Genomic DNA, 8,993 nt, shown 5'->3' on the forward strand with positions numbered 1-8,993 from the left:
ATGGTGATGTTACCAAAAGATTGAGATTTATTCATAGATGGAGGATTTTCTTGAGAAGATGGCATGGTTTTATTAGATTCAGGATTGAAATTTATGGCTAAATTTTTCGTTCGGTTTCGATATTTAATTTGAGGTTTATCGACTTCTTTAATTCCATTCAAATCGATTAAAGTTAGACCCGACTCAAAACATTTATCATAGGGTTCTCCCGCCCCTAATGCCCGATAAAATCCCACCGCAAATTTAATCGCTGCATTGTCTCCAATGGCTTGATTCATCCCCACTACACAATCAATATGTTGATGAATGGCTTTCGCCTGAATTTCACTATAACAAGCATTCAACAAAACACATTCAACTTCGGTTTGAAACCCTTGAAATAATCTTGCTAACGCCTCTTCACTCACCAATACACTCCGACCCGAATTGTCTTCTAAGACTAATCCATCATTCCCTGAACCATGACCGCAAAAGTGTACAATTGTAGGGTGATAATCATAGAGGGTCTGTTGTAAATCATCAATTTGAACCGCACCCACAGGAATCACCTGAAACTCGTCCCTATGATTGGATTGTCTCAGGGTTTGTTGAATTTCTCTGACTTCTTGTTCCAAACGTAATCGAGTGGTATTAGTGGGATTAGCCGAAAGAATTAAGATATTTTTCATCAGTTTAATACAACTTGTTGAATAGAGGGCTTGATATCGAACAATTCTAAAGTTGCTGACACATCCTACAGGTTTATTTTCGTCGTTCTTCTAATTTTTGATAAACCTCTCTCAAATCAACGTCATGATGGGCTAAAGCCACTAAAGTATGATAAAATAAATCAGCAACTTCCCCGGCGATCGCATCTTTGTCATCATCCTTACAAGCCATCACTACTTCAGCCGATTCTTCCCCAATTTTTTTAAGAATTTTATTATCTCCTCCCGCCAATAATTTACAGGTATAAGATTCCAGTTGAGGAAAATCTCTGCGATCGCAAATCACATCAAATAATCCTGATAAGGTATTTCCTGATAATTCCTGATGCTGGGCTTCAACTCCAATAATTAGCATCGGGTTATGATCACTATAGCGAATTTCTTTCACTAAAATTTCTGCATTCCATAACACAATTCCTGCATCTTGACAAGACCAAACTTGCTGGGATGCAATGGTTTTTTCTAAGGCTTCTGCATTCATCCAAACCCAAGTTAACACCGTTCCTTCTAAACCATCTTGGATGATAGCCAGAACCCATCCTTTTTCGTTGTAACGAATTGTATCAATATCACTCAACAGGCTTAACTCTAGGGGTTTTAAGGTTGACATAAATTTAACCAATACAAAGGGAGACCCAACTTGATTACAATATCATTTTGTTGGTTTTGCTCAGTCCACTAACAGCAATATTCGACTCGATTTTAACGCATCTACCCAAACAATCTTACCTTTGAAGGAGATTATCTTAGAGTGACAACACCCTTAACAACTACAAAATCAGAAGAAATCTTTGCCGCCGCCCAAAAACTAATGCCGGGTGGTGTTAATTCTCCCGTGCGTGCCTTTAAGTCCGTCGGCGGACAACCGATTGTTTTTGATAGAGTCAAAGGCGCTTATATTTGGGATGTTGACGGCAATCAATATATTGATTATGTTGGCTCCTGGGGGCCAGCCATTTGCGGTCATACCCATCCTGATGTCATCAATGCTCTCAAAGACGCTTTAGAAAAAGGCACCAGTTTCGGCGCTCCTTGCGTATTAGAAAATGTTCTAGCTGAAATGGTCATTGATGCCGTTCCGAGTATTGAAATGGTACGATTTGTTAACTCAGGAACAGAAGCTTGTTTATCCGTCTTGCGCTTGATGCGGGCCTTCACCGGACGAGATAAACTGATTAAATTTGAAGGCTGCTATCACGGACATGGAGATATGTTCCTCGTGAAAGCGGGTTCTGGAGTCGCTACATTAGGTTTACCGGACTCCCCAGGGGTTCCTAAATCCGTCACCAGTAATACCCTCACCGCCCCCTACAATGACCTAGAAGCCGTCAAACAGTTATTTGCTGACAATCCAGGGGAAATTGCTGGAGTCATCCTAGAACCGATTGTAGGCAACGCTGGCTTTATTCCTCCCGATGCGGGATTTTTAGAAGGGTTGCGACTTTTAACTCAGGAAAACGGAGCTTTATTAGTCTTTGATGAAGTCATGACCGGGTTCCGTATTGCCTATGGCGGGGTTCAGGAGAAATTCGGCGTCACACCGGACTTAACCACATTAGGAAAAGTTATTGGGGGTGGTTTACCTGTCGGCGCCTATGGTGGACGTCGGGATATTATGTCGATGGTCGCCCCGGCCGGCCCAATGTATCAAGCGGGCACCTTATCGGGAAATCCTTTAGCGATGACGGCGGGAATCAAAACCCTAGAGTTATTGCAAAAACCTGGAACTTATGAATATTTGGATAAAATTACCAAAAAATTAAGTGATGGGTTGTTAAAAATAGCCAAAGAAACCGGTCATGCGGCTTGTGGGGGACAAATTAGTGGAATGTTTGGTTTATTCTTTACCCAAGGGCCAGTCCACAATTATGAGGATGCTAAAAAATCCGATTTATCTAAATTTAGCCGTTTCCATCGCGGAATGTTAGAACGGGGAATTTATTTAGCTCCTTCTCAATTTGAAGCTGGGTTTACGTCTTTAGCTCATACGGATGAAGACATTGAAAAAACTTTAGCCGCAGCTAGAGAAGTCATGGCTAGTTTGTAAGTTTTAAGGTGGGGGTGGGAAATCAAAAATACACTCACCCCGCCTATGCAGTGATATTATCCTACTCTCTTGATTGACCTATGGTTTTCCAGATTCAATCTTCATCTTCAACAGAAATTATTTATCCCGAAAGTGATGGTAAACCGATGGCGGATAATACCAAACAATTTCGCTGGATTCTTGTAATTCAGCAAAATTTAGATTGGATGTTTGCAGATAATCCCAATGTATTTGTCGCTGGAGATTTATTTTGGTATCCAGTGGAAGGAAAACCTCGAATTGTAACCGCCCCTGATGTAATGGTGGTGGTGGGTAGACCTAAAGGTGAACGGGGTTCCTATCAACAATGGCTGGAAAATAATATTGCTCCCCAGGTTGTTTTTGAAATCCTTTCTCCGAGTAATTCTACGGTAGAAATGGATAAAAAGTTATTGTTTTATGAACGATATGGCGTTGAGGAATATTATATTTATAATCCTGAGACAGATGAATTACAAGCATGGATACGTCATGAAGAGGGATTGGAAAGTCTGGAATCTTTAAATGATTATATTAGTCCCCGTTTAGGAATTCGGTTTGATTGTTCTGGGGAAGAATTAAAAATTTATCGCCCGGATGGGGAGAAATTCTTTTCTTATATTGAGATTCATCAAATGTTAGAGGAAGAACGGCAACAATTAGCCCAAGTTCAGGCGGAGTTAGAAGCCGAAAAAATGCGATCACAACGATTAGCAGAACGCTTAAGAGAAATGGGGATTAATCCTGATGAACTCTAAGGATTATTAATATTATTCCCCCATAATATGTACGACTAATTCACGGCTATGACGATGGCGACGATGTTCCCAGAGATAAATTCCTTGCCAAGTTCCTAATAATAATCGTCCTTGAGAAATGGGGATTTGTTCAGAGGTATGGGTGAGAACCGTTCTAATATGGGCGGGCATATCATCTAAGCCTTCCGCATCATGAATATAATGATTCCCTTCAGGAACTAATTTGGATAAAAAGTTCTCTAAATCCCGTAATACATCAGGATCAGCATTTTCTTGAATGATTAAACTAGCGGAAGTATGGCGTAAAAATAAATGACAAATTCCGGTTTTTATCCCTGAATTTTTAACCACTTCCTGCACATAAGCCGTAACATTAGAAAATGATTTACCACTGGTTTTAATCTCTAAAATTTCTTGATGATGTGCCATAACTTAAACAGATAATAAGCGATGAATTCTTGATGATTTTTGCATTTTAAACGCAATTCAAAAGATAGTCAACAACCGCTTGAGCGATCGCTTCATTCCCATTTTTATCTAATCTTTCAGAAAGGCGAGGTTGTTGAAGGGGTTGATGAAGGAAATCCCAATCTTTGTCCAAAAAATCACTGGCTGTGATAATTTGATGATCAGCATAATTTTGTAACCAGTCTAATAAAATAGGAGCTTCTGCAAATCCTTCCCGCGTTAGAGAAACTAAGGGAATATCTAACCGTAACGCTTCCGCAAAGGTACTATATCCGGGTTTAGATATCACTCGTCCACACAAAGGCATTAAATCTACGGGACGCAACCGAAATAGATGGGAATGAAGATCTGGTAATTGCAAAGAATTACTGACTTGAATTAAATTCGGAAAAGGCGGTAAATTGACATCAAAGGTAATAAACGTATAATCAGAATATTGTGAAAAATTATCAAAAGGAATCGCATTTAAGCCCAACCCCCCAAAGGTTAATAATATTGTTTTTTCCGGTGGGGTTATAATTCCTAATTTTTCTCTTAAATCATCTAAATTAAAGCGAGGATCTCCCCCGGTTAACCCTACATCAATTTGATGGGGAAAAGCCGTCATCGGTTCATGAAGGGGAAAGCGAAATAAGCGATCGCACTGATTAAAACAACCGGAAATCCAATCGGCTAACTCGGTGAATTCTTCCCCCCAATCTCGATAGATAAAATCCCAACCAAAATTACTCATCATCCAACAGGGAATCCCCGCAGCTTGAGCAATTAAAGACGCCAGAGGCGGAATATCTGCTAAAATTAAATTAACTTGATTTTGTTTAATAAAATTCACTTCTCCAGCAATAATAGAACGTTGCTGTTGGCGAATGTGTTGCCATTTTTCTTGGGTTGCAACTAAATCCATCGTTAAACTATCAGACTGCACCACCCCGACATCAAACCCACGAGGACGGATAATAAAATCTCCCTCCAGATAAGATTCTAATAACCATCGAGGGGCGGTTGTGACCAAAATTAATAACACATCAGGACAACGCTTTTGGATTTCATTGGCGATCGCCGCAGAGCGCACAGCATGACCAAATCCATGATTGGTAATCGCTAAATATACGGTTGGTCTTGACATGGGGAGGACAATAGAGTGAACAGTTCTTCAATTTTGACATGAAGTTAGAGCCAAGATAGAGGTGTTAAGGGCTAAGAATCAACCGTCAACCGAAACCCGATAAAATAAGGATCATCAACTCAGGTGATCCGATGAATTCTGTCGGGACTAGCTAAGATAAACAATCTAAAGTCCTTAGCCAGATCAAAAGACCTTGAAAATGTGAATTGTGACCGGTGATGAAGGGCTAATTGAATGAAATTCTGGACAAAAAGCCTGATGTCCAGGCTTGTGGTCTACTTTTTACTGCTATCTGTCGTAACCATCTTTTGTGTAGGGGTGATCGCCTTTCAAAGTGCCAAAGCCTCGATTCAACAATTGGTTTTTGACCGATTAGAAGTGACGGCGACCCTGAAAGAAGAAGCGTTAAACCTATGGGTGGAAAACCAAAAAAATGCAACCGTTTCTTTAGCACAATTACCCGATATTAAAACAGCCACCGCCATTCTATTGACGGCTAATTTACCTTCTCCTCAATGGCAGGAAGCTTATCATCAAATTAAACAATTTATGGCTTCCGCCCTAGCTGCTAAACCCGATTTCAAGGAAGTGCAACTTTTGACGGCTGATGGAGGTAAAATTATTTTTTCCACTGATTCTCGGTCTGAAGGTCAATCTCGATGGCAAGAACAATATTTCAAACAAGGTCTTAAAAATACGTTTGTACAAAATGTTTATTTTTCCTCAGCTACCCATCACCCGACTTTAACAATTTCGACTCCAATTATTGGGGATAATCAGAATAAATTGGCGGTGTTAGTTGCTCATTTTAATCTCAAACGCATGGAAGAAATTGTGTTTGATCAAATCGGTTTAGGAAAAACTGGAGCCACCTATTTAGTTGATCGATATCAAAATGTTGTGACAGAGGGTCGAAATCATCTTCCAACTCAGGTGGATAGCCCCGGAATTAAAGCGGCTTTACGAGGTCAAGATGGTCGTAAAATTTATTTAAATTATGCAGGAATTCCGGTGATCGGGGTGTATCGATGGTTGGAGCAACGAGAGTTAGCATTATTAGTAGAAATGCACCTATCTCAAGCCGATGCACCCGCCCATCGATTAGCTTGGATTATTTTATCAGTGGGATTAACTTCAGCCGTGATTTTAGCACTCGGTGTCTATCTTCTGGCTCGACAAATTACTCGTCCCATCCTAGCTATTACTCACACTGCAACTCAAGTATCTGATGGAGATTTAACGTTAGTTGCACCTGTCACCACCGATGATGAAATCGGACAATTAGCGATCGCATTTAACCGTATGACTCGACAATTACGTCGCCTTTATGCAGGTTTAGAAGAAAAAGTTGTTTTACTTCAGCAGAAAGAAGCTCAATTACGAGATAGTTTTATTCAATTAAAAAAAGAAAAACAAACCGTTGAAGCTCAAAAAACACAACTCACTCAAGCCTATGAAGAAATTACCTTACTCAATCAACGACTCCAAACTGAAAACTTGGATTTAATGGCAGAATTGCAAGTTCAAAATCAACGACTTTATCAACTTTTAGAAGCGATTCCGTTAGGAGTTGTTGTTATCAATTCAGCCGGAAAATTATATTATACCAATCAAGTTGTTAAAGAGTTATTAGGAACTGAAGTTTTCTTTTCTGACCCTCCTTTAAATTTATATATTTATTCCAATTCTAAATCCGATCCCCCTAAACTTTATCCGTTAGAGAATTTACCGTTGTTTAAAGCCTTGCATCAGGGAATTGGTAGTGTTGATCAATTAGAAGTTCAATATTTAGATCGGATGATTCCGCTACAAACTTGGGGAACCCCCATTTATGATGAATTGGGACAAATTGCCTATGCAATAGGGGTGTTTCAAGATATTACAGAACGCCGACGAGCCGAGGAAGAACGACAACGATTTATTGAAGAAATGTTTGAGATTAATTGTAGTTTAGAATTAGCCTTAGATGAAGAAGAACAATTAACGGATGCGGCGGGAAGATTTGTTCCTAATCAATTTTTATCGTTCTTGGGATATGAAAGTTTAGTGGATGTGAGATCCGGGGATGCAGTACAAAAAGAAATGTCGATTTTATTTTCAGATATTCGCAGCTTTACCCAAATGTCTGAACGAATGACTCCTGAAGATAATTTTAAATTTATTAATGCTTATTTATCTCGGATGGAACCTGCCATTACAGAAAATGAAGGGTTTATTGATAAATATATTGGAGATGCTATTATGGCTTTATTTGGTGGAAGTGCTGATGATGCTGTAAAAGCCGGAATCTCAATGTTACAACGCTTATCCGAATATAATTTAACTCGTCAACGTCCTGAGCGTTCGCCGATTAGTATTGGAATTGGGATTAATACAGGAGATTTAATGTTAGGGATCGTGGGTGGAAAGCACAGAATGGATAGTACCGTGATTAGTGATGCGGTCAATTTAGCGGCTCGATTAGAGGAATTAAGTAAACGTTATCAGATTCCTTTATTAATTAGCGAACACACCTTTCTGCGTCTGGAAGATCCGAATATTTATTCTTTCCGTGTGATTGATAAAGTCAGGGTTAAGGGAAAATCAGAAATGGTATCTGTTTTTGAAGTGTTTGATGCTGATCCTCCCGTTTTATATCGTAAAAAAGCTGCAACCAAAACGTTATTTGAGCAAGCCTTAATTCTTTATCATTTAGAAGCTTTTCCTGAATCTGCTGAATGTTTTGAAGCGTGTTTACGGGAAAATCCATCGGATCAAGTGGCTAAAATTTACTTAGATCGTGTTCTTCAATCTCTCTCCATTTAATTAAGATTCTTTTGTCCTAACTCTAGTGCGTAGGGCTATACAAGCCTCTCAAAAACATCTGTAATCTTGAGTGGATGTTTCAGATATTAACTCAGGGTAAATTGATGGTTCCATTCTAATAAAATTCCTCGACATTGAAGACAAGTTAAATCCTTAAGTAACGCTTCAATTCCCTGATTTGTCATTGGATAACTTGCCCCAATTTTTTCAGAGTTTACAGGAATATTTGGTAAAATTTTAGCTACAAATCCATATAATTTTTGATTAGAAAAAGAACTATTAATAGCCCAGCCTTCGGAATTAATCGCTGTAATTTCTGAAATTTCCGCAGGTTGAATTCCCAACTCTTTTTGCAAGATAAAAGGAACCGTTTCTAACGGAGTTTGTTCGGGTGGAACTCGCCCCCCAGGAAAATCAAGGGTTGTTTCTCCGAGCCCAGGACGATACATCGGTTGAGGCAAGAGTAATCTTTGGTTCTGAAGGGTTAAAATGATCACAGAATCCGCTTTTTCTACCCGCCAATAATCGATGAGGTTTCCTTGATCATCTTGTAATTTTTCTGCAATCACCGTGACCCAAGGAGAACGAATCTCAGCTAAGGGTTGAATCACTTTCCAAGGTGAAGCGGGTCTATTATTCTTGCTCATTTCACCTCCATTTCATTTTTTCATGCCAAACTAAAAGTTAGGCGTTATCTATTAGATTCACTCTAATTCTATTTTACCCGATTCACGTTTCTGTTTTTTATTTTCATCTCAAAACTATGAAATTCAACCCTTATTTTCTATTCTCTCTTCTCGGAATTTCGGTAACTTTAAGTTTAGGAGCTTGTACAACTTTTCAATCCCAATCTCAACCGAAGGCTTCTGAAACTGCGGTTGCCGTTAGTTCTGAAACCCCCTTAGCTGAAAATAACACGATGTCAGAACATCACGGGATGATGGATTTAGGCCCGGCTGATGCTGAATATGATTTACGCTTTATTGATGCGATGATTCCTCACCATCAAGGAGCAATTAATATGGCTAAACAGGTACTTCAAAATTCCACTCGTCCTCAACTGA

General features: G+C 39.3%; 9 protein-coding genes. 4 read left to right on the top strand and 5 right to left on the bottom strand.

The annotated features are described in order from the left end of the window. Together ACKPEB_RS19305 and hisE are read right to left on the bottom strand one after the other, a co-directional pair. The coding region (locus tag ACKPEB_RS19305) for a CHAT domain-containing protein (RefSeq protein ID WP_408966608.1) at positions 1-668 on the bottom strand (668 nt) is incomplete at its 3' end. A 73-nt stretch (positions 669-741) separates the two neighbouring features. After that, complete coding sequence (hisE, locus tag ACKPEB_RS19310; protein ID WP_408966609.1) at positions 742-1,317, bottom strand: phosphoribosyl-ATP diphosphatase; 576 nt, start codon at positions 1,315-1,317, stop codon at positions 742-744. 141 nt (positions 1,318-1,458) lie between these two features. On the opposite strand from hisE, the gene hemL reads away from it, so the two are divergent. Together hemL and ACKPEB_RS19320 are read left to right on the top strand one after the other, a co-directional pair. Continuing rightward, the gene (hemL, locus tag ACKPEB_RS19315; protein WP_408966610.1) at positions 1,459-2,754 is read left to right on the top strand and encodes a glutamate-1-semialdehyde 2,1-aminomutase; all 1,296 of its coding nucleotides are present in this window, start codon (positions 1,459-1,461) and stop codon (positions 2,752-2,754) included. A gap of 80 nt (positions 2,755-2,834) precedes the next feature. Continuing rightward, positions 2,835-3,530 carry a Uma2 family endonuclease gene (locus tag ACKPEB_RS19320; protein ID WP_408966611.1) on the top strand — a complete coding sequence of 232 codons (696 nt, stop codon included), beginning with the start codon at positions 2,835-2,837 and terminating at the stop codon, positions 3,528-3,530. Between the two features lie 12 nt (positions 3,531-3,542). Here ACKPEB_RS19320 and ACKPEB_RS19325 read toward each other — a convergent pair whose 3' ends face one another. Beyond that, positions 3,543-3,959 carry a secondary thiamine-phosphate synthase enzyme YjbQ gene (locus tag ACKPEB_RS19325; protein WP_408966612.1) on the bottom strand — a complete coding sequence of 139 codons (417 nt, stop codon included), beginning with the start codon at positions 3,957-3,959 and terminating at the stop codon, positions 3,543-3,545. 46 nt (positions 3,960-4,005) lie between these two features. Beyond that, positions 4,006-5,124: a glycosyl transferase gene (locus ACKPEB_RS19330; RefSeq protein WP_408966613.1), complete on the bottom strand. Its 1,119-nt coding sequence runs from the start codon at positions 5,122-5,124 to the stop codon at positions 4,006-4,008. A gap of 270 nt (positions 5,125-5,394) precedes the next feature. Between ACKPEB_RS19330 and ACKPEB_RS19335 the strand changes: the two genes are divergently transcribed. After that, a complete protein-coding gene (locus ACKPEB_RS19335) occupies positions 5,395-7,929 on the top strand; it encodes an adenylate/guanylate cyclase domain-containing protein (protein ID WP_408966614.1) in 2,535 nt (844 codons plus the stop codon). Between the two features lie 86 nt (positions 7,930-8,015). On the opposite strand, the gene ACKPEB_RS19340 is transcribed toward ACKPEB_RS19335, so the two are convergent. After that, a complete protein-coding gene (locus ACKPEB_RS19340) occupies positions 8,016-8,576 on the bottom strand; it encodes an NUDIX hydrolase (protein ID WP_408966615.1) in 561 nt (186 codons plus the stop codon). A gap of 116 nt (positions 8,577-8,692) precedes the next feature. Between ACKPEB_RS19340 and ACKPEB_RS19345 the strand changes: the two genes are divergently transcribed. Beyond that, a partial coding sequence (locus tag ACKPEB_RS19345; protein WP_408966616.1) for a DUF305 domain-containing protein occupies positions 8,693-8,993 on the top strand: 301 nt, incomplete at its 3' end.

Source organism: Planktothrix sp. (genome assembly GCF_046067725.1).
In the GTDB taxonomy this organism is placed as follows: domain Bacteria; phylum Cyanobacteriota; class Cyanobacteriia; order Cyanobacteriales; family Microcoleaceae; genus Planktothrix.